The sequence below is a fragment of the Micromonospora sp. NPDC049257 genome, assembly GCF_040678915.1.
In the GTDB taxonomy this organism is placed as follows: Bacteria; Actinomycetota; Actinomycetes; order Mycobacteriales; family Micromonosporaceae; genus Micromonospora; species Micromonospora antibiotica.
The window spans coordinates 192,728-209,429 of the sequence record NZ_JBFAQU010000001.1; the positions used below are offsets into that span (position 1 = coordinate 192,728).

Consider the following 16,702-nt stretch of genomic DNA (forward strand, 5'->3'; position numbering starts at 1 on the left):
TTCTCTTCGGATTCCGTCACCGCTGCGCGCGTCATCGATGTGGCCGACTTCAGGGTCGAGTTCGTCGGTGAGGGCGGTGAGCTGCGCTGTGAGCCGTTGACGCGCTGTGGTGGGGTGCGGTTCGAGGACGTCGCGCCGGCGCGGTCGTTCGCGATGTTCAAGGGTCAGCGGAACTTCCCGGGCCGGTGGTGGTCGTCGACTGTTGTCGGGCATGTGGGCTACGAGTCGTGGCTGGAACGTGATCATGTGATGCTGCTGGACTTCGATCCGGCGGTGGTGGGGATCGCCTCGCAGCCGTTCTGGTTGTCCTGGCCGGCGGGAGACGGGGTGCGCCGTCATCTGCCGGACTACTTCGCCCGCGTCGACGACGGCACCGGGCTGGTGATTGATGTGCGCCCCGACGGGCGGATCAAGGCTCGTGACGCGGAGGCGTTCGCGGTGACGGCTGCGGCCTGCTCCGCGGTGGGGTGGCGGTTCCGCAGGGTTGGTGCCGTGGAGTCGGTGTTCGCGGCGAACGTGCGCTGGTTGTCGCGGTATCGGCATCCGCGGTGCGGCCGGCGTGAGGACGTCACCGCCCGGCTGGTGGAGGTGTTCGACCAGCCCACGCCGTTGTTCGAGGGCGCCGCGCGGGCCGGTGATCGGCTGTTGGTGCTGCCGGTGCTGTTTCACCTGCTCTGGCGGCAGGTGCTGGCGGCGGATCTGGCTGGTGCGTTGGTGGGCCCGGCGACGGTGGTGCACGTGGCGAGACCGCCGTGGTGAGCGGGCGGCGGCTGCCCCGGCTGCGTGCGGGGGATCGGGTGCGGTCCGCAGGTGTCGTGCGGACGGTGGTGGGTTGGTCCGGGACGTTGGTGCTGCTGACCGACGAGGCCGGACAGACCGAGGAGGTCCGGTTGGCGCATCTGCTGTCGGAGCCGGACTTCTCGGTGCTCGGGCAGCGCAGCGTCGCCGCGCCGATGAACGCGGCGACGTTGGATCGTCTGCCGCAGGACGTGGCGGAGCAGGCGTTGTGGTGGGAACGGCACGTGTTGGAGGTCATCCACGGTCTGGCGCCGGACGCGCCTGCCGGTGCGGTGGCCCGGCCCGGTTTCGACCCGGCGGTCACGACGGTGACCAGCCGGGAGAAGGCCAAGGCCGCCGAACTGCGGGAGGCCGGGCATGCCGTGAGCGTGGCGACGGTGAAGCGGCAGCGGCAGCGTTACGAGGCCGGCGGGGTCGCGGCGCTGGTCGATCAGCGGATGTTGCGGCAGCCGTCGCGGTTCGGCCGTGTGGATGAGCGGGTTGTGGAGGCGGTGCGGGCGGCGGTCGCCGAGGCCACCGACGACTCGACCCGCACGGGTGGTTTTGTGTTGTGGCGGGCGCGGCAGATCCTGGATGAGCGCCATCACGGCCTGGTGGCGATGCCGTCGCAGGCGACGTCGTATCGGCTGCTGGACAAGCTGACCGTCGGCCTGCACACGACGGGCTCGGCTCGCACCCGCCGCTCGGTGGCGGCAGCGCCGGCGGCGCCGTTTCACCGGCCTCGGGTGTTCGCCCCGGGTGAGCTGATGGAGATGGACTCCACACCGCTGGACGTGCTGGTCCTGCTCGATGACGGCACGCCGGGGCGGGTGGAGCTGACCGGGGTGATCGACGTCGCGACCAGGACGGTGACCGCGGCGGTGCTGCGCCCGAGCACGAAATCGGTCGACGCCAGCATCCTGCTGGCCCGGACCCTGACACCGGAGCCGATGCGGCCGGGCTGGACGCAGGCCTTGGCGATGTCGAGGTCGGTGTTGCCGCACCGGCGGCTGGCCGGCATCGACGAGCGACTCGAACACGCCGCCGCCCGGCCGGTTATCGTCCCGGAGACGATCGTGGTCGACCAGGGCAGCGTGTTCCTGTCACGCAACTTCCGCTCGTCCTGCGCCTTCCTGGGGATCAACTTCCAGCCCACCCACCCCGGTTCGCCGGCGGAGAAACCGCACGTCGAGAAGCTGATGTCGGCGGTCGGAACGCTGTTCGCCCAGTTCGTGTCCGGCTACGCCGGTTCCAACACCGAACGGCGGGGCCGCCGGCTGGAGGCCAAGGCGCTGTGGTCGATGCTGGAACTGCAGGATCTGCTCGACGAGTGGATCGTCGCGGCCTGGCAGAACCGGCCCCACGACGGCCTACGCGATCCGGCGACGCCGGGACGCACGTTCACCCCGAACGAGAAGTACGCCGCGTTGGTCGAGTCGACCGGCTACCTGCCGGTCGCGTTGTCCGGCGAGGACTACATCGCCCTGCTGCCGACCTGCTGGAAGGCGATCAACGCCTACGGCATCAAGCACCGGCACCGCACCTACGACGCCGAACAACTCAACCCGCTGCGCCGTCAGCCCTCGGGCAACACGACCCACAACAACCTGTGGCAGGTCCACCACGACCCCTACGACGTCTCCCGGATCTGGATACGCGACCCGGGCACCGGCGGCTGGATCACCGTGTTCTGGACCCACCTGCGCCGCGACGGGCTGCCGTTCGGGGAACTGGCCTGGGATCACGTCCGCGCGAAGCTGCCCGACGCGACCGAAACCGAAATCGCCGAGGCGGTGCAGGCGCTGCTGCGACGCGCCAACTGCGGCCCCGAGGCGGCGTCGTCGACGTCCAAGCGGGACCGGCGAGTCCGCGCCCGCACCCGCTCCACCACCCAACCCACCTGGCCACGCCCCGCACCGGAGGCCACCCCGGAGCCCGAGACCGGCCCCACCCACACCGACACACCCGACGACGACACCGGGCAAGCACTGGCCGAGGTCATCCCGCTGGGCGTGTTCGACCCCTACCTGGAGGCAACCAAACGATGGTGACCGCGGCCCACGCCCCCGCCGCCCCGCCGACCCAACCCGACACCGACGCCGAACACCTGCAGCTGACCACGCTGCGGGGATGGCGACGGTTCGTGCAGACCGCCCCGCACGTCCCCGACCTGCTCGACCATGACCAACTGGCCACGCTCACCGCCAGCCAGCGGCTGGCCTACGACGAGGCCCGGCTCACCCACCACGCCCAGCTCGTGGTCATCGCCACCGCCACCATCCGCCGGGTAATCCTTGAAGGCCGCCGGTTGACCTACCTCAACCGGCGCGCGGAAACCGGACGCTGCGGGCTGATCGTCTCCGGCCCCGCCCGCACCGGCAAGACCACCGCGATCATCCAAATGGCCAAGACCCTCGAGGTCATCCACCGGCAACGCCACCCCCACAACGGCGGGGACATCCCGGTCGTCTACATCACCGCCCCACCGGCGGCCACCGGCCGGATGATCGCCGTCGAGTTCGCCCGGTTCCTCGGCATCCCGCTGCTGCGCAGATCCAACATCACCGAGGTCATGGAAGCCGTCTGCGGCGTCTGCCTCGACGCCCGCACCAACCTCATCGTCGTCGACGAGATCCACAACATCAGCCTGACCACCCGCAACGGCGCCGAGGTCTCCGACACCCTCAAGTACTTCGCCGAACGCATCCCCGCCACGTTCGTCTACGCCGGCATCAACGTCGAACGCAACGGCCTGCTCACCGGCACCCGAGGCGAGCAGATCGCCGGCCGCTTCGGCATGGTTCCCACCGGCGCGTTCCCCCTCGGACCCGACTGGACCGCCCTGGTCAGCGCCGTCGAGACCAGCCTGCGGCTGCACCACCACACCCCCGGCACCCTGGCCGACCTCGACCGCTACCTGCACCACCGCACCGCCGGCATGATCGGCAGCCTCCTACGGCTGATCCGCAGCGCCGCCATCCAAGCCGTCATCGACACCACCGAAGCCATCACCCGCGCCAGCCTCGACAGCATCGCCGTCGACATCGCCGCCGAGACCACCCGCAGGACCCGACGATGACCAACCCCGACACCAGCAGCGATGTCCTGGCCGACCGGCCGCAGCCACTGCCGGTCATACCCCGCCCACACCGCGGCGAGACCCTGAACTCCTACGTCCGCCGCCTCGCCCACGCCAACCACCTACGACCCAGCTACCTACGCCGCTACCTCTGCGCCCCACCCGGCCACCAAGGATCAGTACGCGCCGCACGCCTGGCCGTGCTCACCAACCGCACCGTCGACGCCCTGACCCGCCACTTCACCGCCCTGCAAACCGAGCCCCGCCCCCACCGCCTGCACCCCGAACCCGAGCTGCCCATACCACGCCAGCCCGGACCCGACAGCCCTCCGCGCCGGCCGCGCAGCATCGCCAACCTGATCAAACGACGCGGCCAGCAAGGCGCCCGCGAACTTCTCGACGCCATCCGCCACGAAGCGAAGATCAACCCGTCGATGCGCGCCATCACCCGCAAGTTCAGGGTCCGGGCCGACACCGTCCTGCTCGCCCTCACCACCGACCCGAACCCGATGGCCTTCAGGCGAGCACCACCCCGAGGCAACCGCGTCTACGACCCCTACGCCCACATCATCGACGACCTCCTCGCCCAGAAACCGCCCCTCTCCCGCTGGGCGATCTGGGAACGCCTCGTCGACGAACACGACGCCGAACTGTCCTACGGCTCCGTCTGCCACTACATCACCGGCAAGATCCGCAACCAAGGCATCCCCCGGAAAAGAAGCGTGAAAGACCCAGCCGACAACGGGAACACGGGACGGATCGACTGAGAAGACCGACAATCAGCCACCGGCTGACCCCATCGGAAACGCGCCTACTTGGACGCCAACTGCTGCGCCAGCCGGTCCAGGCCGCCCTTGATCAGCTGCGCGTAGTCGTCATCACCAAGCGCGCCGATCCCCGCCTGCGCGCGTTGGAGGCACTCACGGGCACGGCCGAGATCGCCTAACTTGCGGTAGCACTCGCCCAGATTGAGATGCAACGACGGATACAAACCAGCCACCGACATCGGCACCCCAGCCTGCGCAACCCGGTCATCGGTGAGCAAGTCAGCCGCCGCCAGCGCTCGCTGATCCCAGATCAACTCCTGATGGACGTCGTCCTGCACATCGGCCATCGAGTGCGCGAGGACGCACACATGCAAGGGATCACCCTGCTCACCGCCGATCTCATCCCAGATCTGCGCGAACAAACCGCGAGCAGCTTCGCGCTGACCCTGATGATGATGCAACTGCACCCCTTGGTTGATACGCGTGAGCGTCTCATCAGTGATCATCAGCTGCTCCTGCACGGCTCATCTGGCGACGACGGCATGAATCGTACTTGCCTCAAGACCATCAGCAGGACCCCGACGCCACCGCAGGTTCGCCTGTCGCGTCCCAGACCCGATGGGAACCGTCCCGTGGTCGCCCGCGCCGCCGTCGATAACGCGCAACTCCATCGTGGAGAAGATCCGCCGCCATAGCGCTCTCCGGAGCAGGTCAACTGAGAAAACCAGCACCTAACGCCGACGCGGATCAGATCAGTTGAGAAAACTCAACCACCAGCTTTCTCAATCGAACTGATCCCCCCAGCTCAGCGCGCTGATCCCGGATCACCTCAACTGAGAACGGACAGTCCCGGTTCGGATAGCTTTCTCCGGCCCGTCCGCCATGGCGACGACCAGCGGAAGCCGCCGAGCGACCCTGAACTCCACCCCTTCTGCCACTTACCGAGCGTCACTGACAGAACGGGCAGGGATGCCGGCCTCGGCCCGTGGGGACGCCATAGGATCGGCGTGGATCACCGCGTTGACCAGCACTGTGAGAGTGGTGTGAGTGTCACCGGGGCAGCCCGGTTTCACCGCTGCGGCGGCACTGCCACAGGTTGGTCGTGTCAACGGTGGCAGAGCTTCTGCCGCTGACGCAGGTGCGTCCGGCGAGCTGGCACGGCCGGCCGGCAGCGACCGGTGACAGCAGTGTGTGAGCGGGCCGGCCTGTCACAGGCTCCCGTCCGCGAGCGCTGTGAGTGTCGTCGGCGTCGTGTCACGGGACCGTGGGCGGGCCGGTGACAGTGCCGCCGCGAGCCTGCCCGGTGGACTCTGTCAGCCTGTCACAGGGCAGGTCAACCCGCCTTTGTCAGATCCGATTCCAACGATCACATTCGATGGAAGGCGGTAGGGGTGGTCCTGACAGAAGCCGGCGGACGGGTGGCGATCGGAGGTCTGAGCAGCTCTGTCAGAGGCTTGTGAGGCTCGTGTGGCGGAATCGGTGCCACCGCTCGCCGCGATGACACCGGCGGCGGTCATCGCATCCCTTCACTGTCACAGGAGTATTGACATGAGCGTGTCCGACGCTACGGACTGGCCCACCTCCGCCCTTGACGCGGCGGCGACCGCCTTCGCCGCGCTGACGTGCGAACCCGCGCCGCTGGTGCTCGACGGTGCGGCGTTCGGCCCCGACGCGGGTCTCCCGCGGCGGGTGATGCCGCTGCCGGCGCTGCGGGACTGGCTGCTGCGCCACCCCCGTGCCTACACAGCGCGTGACGAGGTGTGGCGGGAGCTGATCCGCCGCGCCCGGCTCGACGGGCCGCACTGGGTCGTCGCCGCGGTCGGCATGGCGCTGCCGGCGCTGCGGCAGTACGCGGCCCGGCTCTGCGAGGGCTACGACGGTGACCCGGCGGACGTGGACGCCGAGATCCTGACCGGTTTCCTGACCGCGCTACGCGACCGGGCCGACCTGACCAAACCCGCGCCGTACGCGGGTCTGTGCCGGGCGGCGTGGCGGGCCGGGCGGGACCTGCGCCTGCAACGGCAGGAGTACCTGCTGGTGGAGGACATCGAACACGCCGCCGCGGGACCCCGGGCCCCGAAGACGCCCTACGGCCACCCCGATCTGCTGGTCCGCCGTGCGGTGACCCTCGGGATCCTCGACCCGGAAGACGAGCAGGCCTACATCGACGTGCGGCTCGGGCACCGGGCGATCGAACCCATCGCCGCCACGGCCGGCATCAGCGTCGACGCGTTGCGGATGCGGTTGTCGCGCATTGACGGCCGCATCGCCGAGGCCCTCGCCGACGGGCTGCTGACCGGGGTCGCGTCGCCGCAGACTCTGGCGCGCCTACTCGCGCACGCGCAGCGACGCGGCCAGCGGCGGGCCGGGCGGGCCGCGGCCGCCCGCCGCGACACCACCACGGCGCCGGTCACGGCGGCTGCCTGAACGCATACCACTGGTTGGTGGCCCGACGCGTCGCGTCGGGCCACCACCATGTCGGCATGCGTCGTCCTGCGGTACGTCGGCGGACAAATGCCGCAGTCCAGCAGGGCCAGGGTCGGATTGCTGTCGACCGGACCTGGCAGGCGGCACGTACGAGCAACCGGAAGGTCCGCTCCATCCGACAGGCGCCGGCTCTATTGGGGGACGTCCGGCAGTTGACCACTCCGGTATGGTTCGGCGGCGTTCCAGACGCTGGTGAACTGCTCGTAGAAGTAGTCGAACCACTCACCGTCCCGTTTGCGGATCAGCCGGAAGGTGGGGCGTAGCTCGTGGCGGCCACCGACGGAGCCGAGGCGAAGCTCCATCGAACCGTCGTTCAGACCGGGGTCGTAGGCGTAGAGCGTGTACGGGGGCAGATAGTCGACCAGGCGCACCTCCAGGCCGTTGCCCTGCGCGAGTCGCCCTTCGAGCATCCTGAGGTTGATGGACAGTCGCTCCTCCAGTCTCTGCCGGCCCCACGTGGGCCCGGCCCGAAAGGCCAGCATGGACATCGCCGCCCCGCCGGGATTGATCAGGAGGACCTTGACCCGGACGTCGCGGTCCAGCGCCTGACCGAGGTAGGTATCGATATAGGGAATGAGCAGCGCCAGGGTCGTCCCCCACAGCCACACCTCGTCCTCAGCCTGCTGGATCAGATGGGAGATCTCGGTGACGTCATCCAGTTCGGCGAAGAACCGGTAGGCGGACACGGGCTGCGTCAGGTCACGAAGAAGCCGTTGGCGGGTCTGGAGCGACTTCGACTTGTGGACGCGGTCGAGCGCGTCAAGCCACGCGGAGACCTCCCGGTCGTCGCGCACCTCGCAGGCGGCGAGGAGGTTGAGCAGGAGTTGGCGGCTGGGCGGCCGGGCCCCGGAGCGCGCGTCACCGAGGGACGTCCGCGGCATCGGCCGGTTGTGCGCGATCCCCCACGACTCCAGCTCCCGCAGGGACAGGTTCCCGCAGTGGGACAGGAGGTGACGGATGCACCGTGCCAGCCCCTCCACCGTCTGCACCAACGAAAGCTCCGTCGCCATGCTGCGGTCGGACATGTGTTCCTCCCCGACGAGATTCGATGCGGCGAGTATCGACGGCGGCCGGGGTGTCCGGCACCTGACCGAGCGTCCCACCGGACACACCCCGGACGGTCTGCTGTCCGGCGGTGCCCGGGGGACCGCCGGACGGCACCGTTGTCCTACGACGGTCGATGATCTTGCTGGACGGGTGCTCGCAGGAGCCTCCTGGTGACATGCCCTCCGACATGCCCCCCTCGCCGCGCACCTGCCGACACGACGCGTTCCCGGACGCCGACAGCGACCACACTCGCCGCCTGCGGGCCAGGATCGTTTCGGTGGTGACCGCCGGTGTCGCTTCCGGTATCGCCCGAGCAGTCACCGCCTGGCTTCTCGACCACCTCAGCCCCTAGCACGCTGCCGTCCACTGGTGAGCGTGCTGTGAGCGCGGCAAGTGTTCGCCACGGCTCACAAGACCCGGTTTGGGGGTGCGGGACTTTTCCGAGCGGTACTGCTGCTCGGTGGTCCCGTCCGCCGCCGGGTGACACGAGGAGCCGCGATCCGCGTGCCTCGGGTGCCGCGCCACGTTGATGCGCTGACACCACATTGATGACCGCAACCCACCCCTAAGGGAGGACGAGCTCCTCCCGGGGCTCGCGGTGTCGTCGGTTCCTTCACCTGCGCCCGGCGGCGGCCCTTTGGACCGTTTCGAGCAATCGCCGCGCCCCGAAGGGCGCGGCGGGAGGTGAACCACCATGTCCCGCACCCCACATCACATCCGTGCAACCCACCGGGCCAGTCGTGTCGCGTTGCGGGCGGTTGTGCCGCTGGCCGCCGTCGGCCTGTCCCTGACCATCCCGGCCGCCGCGTACGCCGACCCCGGTGGCGCCGTTCACGTGGCGGCGAACTCGCTGCCGGTGGTGATCGCCAATCTGCAGGCCTGGATCATGGGGATCCTCGCCGCGATCGCCACCCTCTTCCTCGTCCTGGCCGGTGTCTACTGGGCCACCGCCGGTGGTGACCCGTCCCAGGTGGAAAAGGCCAAACTCGCCCTACGCAACGCGCTGATCGGCTACGGCTTGGCGGTCCTCGCGCCGATCCTGCTGCAGATCATCCAGGGCATCGTCGGCGGCTGAGACGTCATGGGATGGTTCCTCGACCAGGCCCTCGACTGGCTCACCACCGCGATCCTGGCCTGCCTCACCGCGATCTTCGACCTGATCACCAGCATCCTGCTCCACACCCCGAAGGTCACCGCGCTACCGCAGGTGCAGGCCCTCACCGGCCGGTCGGTCTGGATCGTCGACACCGTCTTCGTCCTCGCGTTCGTCGCCGCCGGCGTGCTCATCATGGTCGCCGGCGGCGGCGAACAGTCCCGATACACGATCAAGGACCTCCTCCCCCGGCTGGTCGTCGGGTTCACCGCCGCCCACTTCTCCCAACTCGCCTGCGCCCAACTCATCGACCTGGCCAACGCCCTGACCGGGGCGGTCAGCGAGGGCGGCCCCGACGACACGGGGGCGTTCACCGCGATCCGGACGCACCTCACGGCGGCACAGAACCACATGGTCCCGCTGTTGTTCCTGATCCTGGTCCTCATCATCGCCGTACTGGTCGTGACGACCGCGTTCCAGGTGATCGGCCGGTTCGTGGCGCTACTGGTGATGACGGCCGTCGCGCCGCTGGCGCTGGCCTGCCACGCCCTGCCACAGACCGACCCGTTCGCCCGCCTGTGGTGGCGCTCCTACACCGGATGCCTCGCGATACCCGTCGCCCAAGCGTTCTTCCTCACCGCGGGCGAACAGACCCTCCTCGACCCGGCGGCCATGCTGCCGGTGTTCGGCCTGCCCGCCGACCCCGGCGGCACCCTGAACCTCCTGGTCGTCGTGGTCCTGCTCTGGACCACCATCAAGATCCCCACCCTCATGGCCCGCTGGGCGGGGCAGAGCGGACGCGGCACCGCGAACATGCTCGGCGCGGTCGTCCGCGTCGTCGTGGTCCAGCAACTCACCCGCGCCGTCCCCGGCCTCAACACCCTCCGAAGGACCATCCGATGACCCGACCCGACCCCGACAGTGACCTGACCCGGGCGCGGATGCCCGCCGACGTCGACGCCCCCGACAAGGTCGCCTACGGCCTGACGTTCCACCAACTGGCGATCGTCGCCGCCGGCACCCTGCTCTTCTACACCGCGTGGCGCACCCTGCACGATGTCGTGCCGGCACCGATCCTCCTCGGCGCGGGTGTGGTGCTCGGCGGGCTCGTCACCGGCCTGGCGCTCGGCCGCCGCGACGGCCTGCCCATGGACGTGTGGCTGCTGCACGCCATCCGCCACACCCGCACCCCCCGCTCGCTGTCCAACACCACCGTCACCGCGGACACCGGGCCGCCGGACTGGGTCGACACACCCAAGAACGGACGAGTGCCGCTGCCGGCGCCGTTGCGGCTGCCCGCCGACGCCATCGACGACGACGGGGAGATCAGCCTCGGCGCAGGCAGGGCGGCGATCGTCGGCACCACCACGGTGAACCTCGCCCTACGCACCCCCACCGAGCAGGCGGCCCTGATCGACGGCTGGGGCAGGTGGCTCAACAGCCTGTCGACGTCCACGCAGATCGTCGTGTCCGCCCAACCGGTTGACCTGGCCTCCCACGGCCGTGCCCTCGCCGCCGCCGCAGACGCCCAACCGCACCCCCAGCTGCGGGCAGCGTGCGCCGACCACGCCACGTTCCTCACCGACCTCGCTACCCGACGAGACCCGCTGCGCCGACAGGTCCTGATCGTCCACCGCACGGCGGCCGGCGAGCACAGCCCTCACGCTGGCCTGCGTCGCGCCGACGACACGGCACGGACGCTGTCCGGCCTCGGCGTCAGCCCACGGGTGCTGGACGGACCGGCGGTCACCGCCGCTCTGGCATCCGCCGCCGACCCCTACCGGCCACCGCGCCCGGGCGGACTGGCCGCACCCGACGCCGTCATCACCACCACCCCCGCCCCTGCCCGCACGAAGAGGAAGACCTCATGATCAGGAAGAGAGGAATCACGGGAGGCGGTGCGCAGCCGCGGCCGGCCTCGTTGGCGTCGGCGGTCGCGCCGGCCACGGTCGAGGTCACCCCACGGTGGCTGCGCGTCGGCGACGGATACGCGGCCACCCTCGTGGTGACCGGCTACCCGGCCGAGGTCGGCGGCGCGTGGCTGGAACCGCTGCTGTCCTGGCCGGGCCGCCTCGACCTCGCCCTGCACATCGAACCGCTGCCAGCACCGATCGCCGCTGCCCGCCTACGCACCCAACGGGCCCGCCTGGAGTCATCTCGTCGGGCGGACTCCGACCGGGGCAGGCTGGCCGACCCCTACGTCGACGCCGCCGCCGAGGACGCCGGTGACCTGGCCGAACGACTCGCCCGCGGCGCGGCGAAACTGTTCCGGGTCGGCCTCTACCTGACGGTGCACGCCCGCTCCGAGGCCGAACTGGCACAGGCGTGCGCGCAGGTCCGGGCCGCCGCCGCGTCGACCCTCCTGGACGTGCAGCCGGCGACCTGGCGGCAACTGGCCGGCTGGACCACCACCCTGCCCCTGGCCACCGACGGGCTGCGGATGCTCCGCACGATGGACACCGCCGCTTTGGCCGCCGCGTTCCCGCTGGCCAGCCCGGACCTGCCCGCACCGCTGCCCGGCGACCCACCCACCACCGGCGGGGTCCTGTACGGGGTCAACCCGGCCAGCGCCGGGATCGTCTGGTGGGACCGGTGGGCGCAGGAGAACCACAACTCGATCGTCCTGGCCCGATCAGGGGCGGGGAAGTCGTACTTCGTGAAACTGGAGATCCTGCGCAACCTCTACCACGATGTGCAGATCGCCGTCGTGGACCCCGAGGACGAGTACCTACGGCTGGCCGACGCCGTCGGCGGCAGCGTCGTCCGGTTGGGCCTGCCCGGCGTGAAGATCAACCCCCTCGACCTGCCCGACGGCGACCGCCGCCCCGACACCCTGACCCGCCGCGGCCTGTTCCTCCACACCCTCATCAGCGTCCTACTCGGCCACCAGCCGCCACCGGCGGAACGGGCCGCCCTGGACCGGGCCATCCTCGCCGTCTACCGGCAGGCGGGCATCACCACAGACCCCGCCACCCACCACCGGCCGGCGCCGCTGCTACGGGACCTCGTGCAGACGCTGCGTACCGACGACGACCCGGCCGCCGCGACGCTGGCAGCCCGGCTCGCGCCATGGGTGCAGGGCAGCTTCGCCGACCTGTTCAACGGCCCCACCACCCAGGTGCCGGTCGGGCACTTGGTCGTGTGGTCGCTTCGGCATCTACCCGATGAGCTGCGCACCGTCGGCACCCTCCTCGCCCTGGACTCGATCTGGCGCACGGTCGACGCACCGCGACGCCCGTCGCAGCGCCGGCTCGTCGTCGTCGACGAGGCATGGCTGCTGATGCGCGACGGCGAAGGCGCCCGCTTCCTGTTCCGCATGTCCAAGGCGGCCCGCAAACGCAACGCCGGGCTGACTGTCGTCACCCAGGACGCCGCCGACGTACTCGGCACCGAACTCGGCCAGGCCGTGGTGTCCAACGCCGCCACCCAGGTGCTGCTACGGCAGGCCCCACAGGCCATCGACGCCGTCGGGGAAGCGTTCGGGCTCACCGGCGGCGAACGACGCCTGCTGCTCTCGGCCCGCCGCGGCCACGGCCTGTTGATCTCCGGGGTGAACAGGACAAGCTTCGAGTCGATCTCCTCCGATGCGGAGCATGCGCTGTGCACCACGAACCCGGCCGATCTGGCCGAGGGCGACGAGGAGGACGACCTGTGACACCACCCCTCGACGCCCTGCGATCCGTGCTCGCGTCGCCGCCACCGGTGCCCAGCCCCACGTTCGGGCCGGGCACCGGTTCCGTTCTGCCTCCTACGGGAGTCGGGGCCGCCCTGGTCGACGCCGCCGTGTGGGCCACACAGCGGCCGTGGTTGGCGGCTGTCGCCGCCGGGCTGCTGGTCGTCTGGGTCACAGCCTGGAACATGGTCGAGATCTGGCGGCACCGCCACCACGCCCAGGGCGCGCGGCTTGTGACGATCGCGCCGCCGCCCGAGGTCGACCCGCGCAGCGCGGGCGCGTTGTGGGCCAACCTCGCCGGTGTGCTCACCCCGTCGCGGCGGCGGCGTCTGCTCTACGGCTCCCCGCACGTGGTGTGGCAGTACACGTGGTCCGGTCGGCAGTTGCTCATCTCGATCTGGGTGCCCGGCACTGTCCCGGTAGGGGCGGTCGAGACGGCGGTACGGGCGGCGTGGCCCAGCTCGGCCATCACCACCGACACCAACCCGCCACCGCCGATCCCCCTGCACGCGCATCCCGCCACCGGTGGGCATCTGCTGCCGGTGTTCGCGGAGTGGCTACCGCTTGCCACCGACCACGACGCCGATCCGCTGCGTCCGCTGATGTCGGCCGGCGCGCAACTCACGCCCGGTGAGTACGCGTGCGTGCAGATCCTCGCCCGCCCGGCCAACCCCCATCGGGCGGCACGAGCCCGCCGCGCCGCCGGACGGCTACGCGCCGGCAAGACCGCCGTCCCGGCGATCAACCCGGCCGCGCCGCTGCTGTGGCTGCTCGACGCGTTCCTACCCGGCAGCGGCGGTGGTGGCCGGGCCACCGTGCCCGCCGTCCGCCGGGATCCGACGGTCGAGCGGGACGTGCGGGCGATCCTGGACAAGACGGCGCACCCGTTGTGGCAGACCGGCATCCGCTACGCCGTCGCCACCACCCACCGGCGTCCCCGGGCGGACCCGGGGGGTCGGCTGCGGGGTATCGCCGACACCCTCGCCTCGGCGTTCGCCGCCCACACCGGCCGCAACCGGCTCACCCACCGGGCCCGGATGCCCGCCCCGGTGGCCGTTCTCGCCGCCCGCCGGCTCGGCCCCGGATTCCTCACCTCCGCCCCGGAACTCGCCGCCCTGGCAGCTCTGCCGCAGGACCTCGCCGTGCCCGGCCTCGACCGGGCGCGGGCGGCGTCCATGCCGGCACCGGTCGCCGTCCCCGCAGGCGGGCGTGGCGTGAAGATGCTCGGCGACGCCGAGATCGGTGGCCACAGTGTGGGGCTGTCGGTGCCCGATGCGAGGTATCACATGCATGTGATCGGTGCGACGGGCTCCGGGAAGACCACCCTGCTAGTCAACATGGCCCTCGACGACATCAAGGCCGGTCGGGGCACCGTGGTCATCGACCCGCACGGTGACCTGGTCCTGGACATCCTCGACCGGCTCCCCGCCAGCATCGCCAACCGCGTCGTGCTCTTCGACCCCGACCAGGAGAACCCGCCGACGCTGAACCCCCTTGAGGGCGATGATCCTGACCTGGTCGTCGACAACCTGGTCAGCATCTTCGGCAGCATCTTCCAGAAGGCGTGGGGGCCGCGGATGGACGACGTCATGCGGGTGGCGTGCCTGACCCTGCTGCGGCACAACAACGTGACCTTGCAGCACATCCCGCCACTGCTGAACAGCCCCCAGTTCCGTGCCGCGATGACGGTGGACCTGGACGATCCGGCCGGGTTGAGCGGCTTCTGGCAGTGGTACGACAGCCTCAACGACAGCCTCCGCTCCCAGGTCATCGGGCCCGTCCTGGCCAGGCTACGGTCGTTCCTGCTGCGCGACTTCGTCAAACGCACCATGCGCTACCCGCGCTCCAGCTTCGACATGGGCAAGGTCCTCGACGGCGGGGTACTGCTCGTCCGGATCCCCAAGGGTGTGCTCGGCGAGGACACCAGCCGGCTCCTCGGCTCCCTGATCCTCGCCCAGGTGTGGCAGGCCGCCACCGCCCGCGCCGCCACAGCATCCGACCGGCGACGCGACGCGACCCTGATCATCGACGAGGCGCAGAACTTCCTCACCCTGGCCAACAGCCTCGACACGATGCTCGCCGAAGCCCGCAAGTACCGGCTGTCGCTCGTCCTCGCCCACCAGGACCTCGCGCAGTTCCCGCGCGACCTACTCGCCGCCGCGTCCGCGAACGCCCGCAACAAGGTCTACTTCACGGTGGCGCCGGAGGACGCGAAGGTGCTGTCCCGACACACGATGCCCGAACTGGGCGAGCACGACCTCGCTCACCTCGACGCCTACACCGCCGCCGCGCGGCTCGTCGTCGACGGCCGACAGACACCGGCGTTCACGATGAAGACCCGGCCGCCGAAGCCGGTCGTCGGCGAGGCGACCGCCATCCGTCAGGCCGCCGCCGCGGCGGTACCGGCCCAGGACACCAGCGCTGTCGACGACCTCGTGGAGCGGCTCAGCCGCAAACCCGACGACCGGCGCAACCGCCCGAAGAGCGACCGCACCTGACCGTCCTCTGTAAGCCGGTGGCGTCGCCCGGGTCGCTCACCGGCTCGCCACCGGGATCGCCACCCGTGACCGCCCGACACCCGCCGCACATCCCCGACCTGGGCTGTCAGTGCCGCACACACCCCCTGACAGACCCCCGGTGCCGTCTCTTCCCGTGCCAGACACCCCTCCCGATCGGGAGGGAACACTCTTCCCCAGGAGCAAACACCGTGTATTCCCGTGTTCCATCCCTCTCCAGCAAACCCGACCCACTGGCGGTCTTCGGTCGTATCGTTCCCCGCGACCGCGCCCTGCTCGGGTTGCTCGCCGAGCACTACCTGCTGTCCACCGACCAGATCACCCACGCGTTCTTCGACAACCGCCGCACCGCCCAGCGGCGGCTCACGATCCTGCACCGCCTCGACGTGCTGCACCGCTTCGGCCGCAGCGGCGCCCACGGCCGCTACGGATCCCTGCTCTACACCCTCGGGCCCGTCGGCCTGCAACTACACCCGACGAGCTACCACGACCCGAACAGCCACGGCGGCAAGGCACCCCGCAGTTCCCTGGAACGCGCCAAGCGCATCGCCGCCAGTGGCCAGGTCAACCACCTGCTCGGGGTCAACCAGTTCTTCACCGACCTCCTGGCCACCGCCCGCTGTATGGACACCGTCCGGCTGTCGCGGTGGTGGTCCGAGCAGCACGCCACCACCGTCTACGCCCAGGCCGGCATCCGCCCCGACGGCCACGGCGTCTGGACCGTCGACGACACCGCGACCGGGTTCTTCCTGGAACACGACAACGACACCGAGAACCTCGCCCGCGTCGTGGCCAAGCTACGCGGATACGAACGCCTCACCACCTTCGGACCCCGCTACCCCGTCCTGTTCTGGGTACCCAGCCGCCGCCGCGAGACCAGCCTCCTGGGCGTGCTCGCCGGACTGCATACCGCCAGCCCGATCGCGACCGCCGTGCACGGACCCGACCCGGCCGGCCGGGTGTGGACCCTCGTCTCGGACCCCACCCACCGCAGGTACCTGCACGAACTGCCCTGCGACCACGGACCCGACACCGTCACCAACCCGCAACGCTTCGACGACCTTTAGAACTCACACCGCGGCACCGATCTCTCGAACCAAGGGCCTCCGCGCAGGTCGACTAACGGCCGCGTCTGTCACCGGCCAAGATCGTTTGTGAGAGTCGTGGAGTCTCACAGCGTCCGCGCCGACGACGGCTCAGCCTGGGCCGGAATGTCTCACACCGCAGGTCAACCCCACTCTTCGGCGACCATCTCGCCGCAGC

Annotated in this window: 13 protein-coding genes; 11 read left to right on the forward strand and 2 right to left on the reverse strand. The window is 70.4% G+C overall.

Features of this window, described 5'->3' with window-relative positions:
- Positions 1 to 39 precede the first annotated feature (39 nt).
- From AB0K25_RS00730 to AB0K25_RS00745, 4 genes are all read left to right on the forward strand, one after another.
- A complete protein-coding gene (locus AB0K25_RS00730) occupies positions 40 to 759 on the forward strand; it encodes a TnsA-like heteromeric transposase endonuclease subunit (RefSeq protein ID WP_363817512.1) in 720 nt (239 codons plus the stop codon).
- Positions 760 to 824: 65 nt separating this feature from the next.
- A complete protein-coding gene (locus tag AB0K25_RS00735) occupies positions 825 to 2,828 on the forward strand; it encodes an integrase (protein ID WP_363817515.1) in 2,004 nt (667 codons plus the stop codon).
- On the forward strand, positions 2,822 to 3,856 hold the full coding sequence (locus AB0K25_RS00740; protein ID WP_363817518.1) for an ATP-binding protein: 1,035 nt from the start codon (positions 2,822 to 2,824) through the stop codon (positions 3,854 to 3,856). Before AB0K25_RS00735 ends, AB0K25_RS00740 begins: the two co-directional genes overlap by 7 nt.
- Entirely contained in the window at positions 3,853 to 4,623 is a 771-nt protein-coding gene (locus AB0K25_RS00745; RefSeq protein ID WP_363817521.1) for a TniQ family protein, read from the forward strand. Before AB0K25_RS00740 ends, AB0K25_RS00745 begins: the two co-directional genes overlap by 4 nt.
- Positions 4,624 to 4,667: 44 nt before the next feature.
- On the opposite strand, the gene AB0K25_RS00750 is transcribed toward AB0K25_RS00745, so the two are convergent.
- Positions 4,668 to 5,129, reverse strand: a complete 462-nt coding sequence (locus tag AB0K25_RS00750; protein WP_363817523.1) for a tetratricopeptide repeat protein — start codon at positions 5,127 to 5,129, stop codon at positions 4,668 to 4,670.
- Positions 5,130 to 6,171: 1,042 nt separating this feature from the next.
- Here AB0K25_RS00750 and AB0K25_RS00755 point away from each other — a divergent pair.
- Positions 6,172 to 7,050, forward strand: a complete 879-nt coding sequence (locus AB0K25_RS00755) for a hypothetical protein (protein ID WP_363817526.1) — start codon at positions 6,172 to 6,174, stop codon at positions 7,048 to 7,050.
- Between the two features lie 191 nt (positions 7,051 to 7,241).
- On the opposite strand, the gene AB0K25_RS00760 is transcribed toward AB0K25_RS00755, so the two are convergent.
- Positions 7,242 to 8,135 carry a hypothetical protein gene (locus tag AB0K25_RS00760; RefSeq protein WP_363817529.1) on the reverse strand — a complete coding sequence of 298 codons (894 nt, stop codon included), beginning with the start codon at positions 8,133 to 8,135 and terminating at the stop codon, positions 7,242 to 7,244.
- A 716-nt stretch (positions 8,136 to 8,851) separates the two neighbouring features.
- Between AB0K25_RS00760 and AB0K25_RS00765 the strand changes: the two genes are divergently transcribed.
- The 6 genes from AB0K25_RS00765 (at position 8,852) to AB0K25_RS00790 (ending at position 16,506) form a co-directional block, all read left to right on the forward strand.
- Positions 8,852 to 9,232 (forward strand): pilin, encoded by a 381-nt coding sequence (locus AB0K25_RS00765; protein ID WP_363817531.1) that lies wholly within the window; start codon positions 8,852 to 8,854, stop codon positions 9,230 to 9,232.
- A gap of 6 nt (positions 9,233 to 9,238) precedes the next feature.
- Positions 9,239 to 10,153 (forward strand): conjugal transfer protein TrbL family protein, encoded by a 915-nt coding sequence (locus AB0K25_RS00770; RefSeq protein WP_363817534.1) that lies wholly within the window; start codon positions 9,239 to 9,241, stop codon positions 10,151 to 10,153.
- Between the two features lie 38 nt (positions 10,154 to 10,191).
- Positions 10,192 to 11,121, forward strand: coding sequence for a PrgI family protein (locus tag AB0K25_RS00775; RefSeq protein ID WP_363818232.1), 930 nt, complete (start codon positions 10,192 to 10,194; stop codon positions 11,119 to 11,121).
- A complete protein-coding gene (locus AB0K25_RS00780) occupies positions 11,118 to 12,905 on the forward strand; it encodes a DUF87 domain-containing protein (RefSeq protein WP_363817537.1) in 1,788 nt (595 codons plus the stop codon). Before AB0K25_RS00775 ends, AB0K25_RS00780 begins: the two co-directional genes overlap by 4 nt.
- Before the next feature lie 113 nt (positions 12,906 to 13,018).
- Complete coding sequence (locus tag AB0K25_RS00785) at positions 13,019 to 15,421, forward strand: ATP-binding protein (protein ID WP_363818235.1); 2,403 nt, start codon at positions 13,019 to 13,021, stop codon at positions 15,419 to 15,421.
- Positions 15,422 to 15,630: 209 nt separating this feature from the next.
- Positions 15,631 to 16,506, forward strand: a complete 876-nt coding sequence (locus tag AB0K25_RS00790) for a replication-relaxation family protein (protein WP_363817539.1) — start codon at positions 15,631 to 15,633, stop codon at positions 16,504 to 16,506.
- The last annotated feature ends 196 nt before the right edge of the window (positions 16,507 to 16,702 follow it).